We start from the raw sequence: 1,847 nt of genomic DNA, 5'->3' as shown, positions 1-1,847 counted from the left end.
CGCGCCCGCCCATCGCGTCGCCGCGCCCGCCCATCGCGTCGCCGCGCCCGCCCATCGCGTCATCGCCCCCGCCCGTCGCGTCATCGCGCCCGCCCGTCGCGCCGGTGGCGCGCACCGCCTCTCGGCGCGCGTCGGTCGTCGCGCGGGCGGCTTCGGCCGCCGCGTCCTCGTACCACTGCGCGGCGCCCAGGTCCCACCAGGCGCGTCGTGGGCGCGGGCCGGCGCTCTCCAGCCGAGCCACGCGTTCTTCCAGTGCTGCGATCCGGTCTTCCGCGACCATCATGACTCCCTCTGTTGACCTCCGGTCGATAGGGAGCATACACCCTTGTTGACCGACGGTTACCAAGTTGTCGACCGACGGTCAGCTAATGTTCGAGTCGTGACGAGCGAACCGGCCTACACGCGTTTGGACGTCGACGAGCGGCGCCGGCGGCTGCTGGAGCTCGGCGCGGATCTGTTCACCCGCTTCGCGTACGACGAGTTGTCGATGGCGAGGATCGCCAAAGAGGCGGGGATCTCGAAGGCGCTGCTGTACCACTACTGGCCTTCGAAGGAGGCGTACTTCGTCGCGACCCTCGAGGAGAAGGCTGCGGAGCTCGCGGAGCGCACGGAGCCGGACCCGACGCTCGAGCCGGTCGAGCAGCTCTCGTCCTCGCTGCTGGCCTACCTCGGCTGGATCGAGGAGAACGCGTCCAGCTACGACAAGATGATCCGCTCGGCCGGAGCGGTCGCCGAGGTGCGGGCGATGCTCGACCGCGTGCGCGGCGACACGGCGCAGCGGATCGTCGACGGGCTGCGCGGCGACGCGCCCGCCTCACCCGCGCTGCGCACAGCGGTGCGCGGGTGGCTCGGCTTCATGGACGGCGCCTGCCTGGACTGGATCGCGCACGACCGCGACCTCAGCCAGGAGGCCCTCCACGGCCTCCTGCTGGGAACGCTGATGGGCGCCGTGCTCGCCGCCGGCGAGGCCGACGGCTAGGGCCGCGCGGCCGGGCGGCGAACCTAAAGGGGTCAGGCCCCTTTAGGTTGGGCGGGTCTACGGGGCCTTGATGTCGTCGAGATCGACGACGAACACGAGGGTCGAGTCCGGGGGGATCGGGCCGGAGCCCTGGGGGCCGTAGCCCAGGTCGGGCGGGATGACGAGCAGGCGCCGGCCGCCCTTCTTCATGCCGACGATGCCCTGGTCCCAGCCGGGGATGACCATGCCCGAACCCAGCGTGAACGTGAACGGCTGGCCGCCGCGGTCCCACGAGGCGTCGAACTTCGTGCCGTCCTTGAACAGGACGCCCGAGTACTGCATGTCGACGCTCTGGCCCGCCTTGGCCTCGGGGCCCTTGCCGACCTTGAGGTCCTTGATGAGGAGGCCGGTCGGGGCGGTGCCGCCCTTCGGGACGGTGATCTTCGGCTCGGCGCCGAGCTTGCCGGTCACCTTCACGCCCGCGTCGCCCTCGGTGGGGCCGGCGGGGGTCGCCTCGGGGGTCGCTGCCTCGGTCGGCGCTTCCGTCGGCGCCTCGGTCGCGGCGGGCGTGGCGGCGGACTCGTCACCCGAGGACGAGTCGTCGCCGCACGCCGCGAAGGCGAACACGGCGAGGAGCAGTGGCAGCGTGAGGAGATATCGGCGCATGGCGGTCGGCAAGGGTAGCCCGTCCGCCCCGCGGTCCACCTGAAGGATTGGCTAAGTGGGGGTGGGCGACGCGGAGGTCCGCCATGGACCTCGATGTCGCCCACCCCCGCGCGGGGCGAGGCGAAGGCGCCGCGCAGGGGGGCGAGGTCAAGGCGTCGTGCACTGGGCGACGCGAAGGCGCCGCGCACGGGGCGACGCGAAGGCGCCGCGCACTGGGCGACGC

The 1,847-nt window shown here is 72.6% G+C and carries 2 protein-coding genes and 1 pseudogene; 1 reads left to right on the top strand and 2 read right to left on the bottom strand.

All coding sequences use genetic code 11. The features are described from left to right. Nucleotides 1-283, bottom strand: a pseudogene (locus G569_RS66680) (hypothetical protein); the annotation flags it as partial. A 96-nt stretch (nt 284-379) separates the two neighbouring features. Here G569_RS66680 and G569_RS0119790 point away from each other — a divergent pair. Beyond that, nucleotides 380-979 carry a TetR/AcrR family transcriptional regulator gene (locus tag G569_RS0119790; RefSeq protein WP_028064704.1) on the top strand — a complete coding sequence of 200 codons (600 nt, stop codon included), beginning with the start codon at nt 380-382 and terminating at the stop codon, nt 977-979. A gap of 57 nt (nt 980-1,036) precedes the next feature. Here G569_RS0119790 and G569_RS0119785 read toward each other — a convergent pair whose 3' ends face one another. After that, on the bottom strand, nt 1,037-1,624 hold the full coding sequence (locus G569_RS0119785) for an FKBP-type peptidyl-prolyl cis-trans isomerase (protein WP_037497758.1): 588 nt from the start codon (nt 1,622-1,624) through the stop codon (nt 1,037-1,039). Nucleotides 1,625-1,847: the final 223 nt, after the last annotated feature.

Source organism: Solirubrobacter soli DSM 22325 (genome assembly GCF_000423665.1).
Classification (GTDB): domain Bacteria; phylum Actinomycetota; class Thermoleophilia; order Solirubrobacterales; family Solirubrobacteraceae; genus Solirubrobacter; species Solirubrobacter soli.
The sequence above is the reverse complement of the archived record's forward strand: the minus strand, read 5'-3'. Positions and strand labels throughout refer to the sequence as shown.

Excerpts from the sequence above, each read along its gene's own strand:
- G569_RS0119785 (WP_037497758.1), bottom strand. The coding sequence starts at position 1,624 with ATGCGCCGATATCTCCTCACGCTGCCACTGCTCCTCGCCGTGTTCGCC.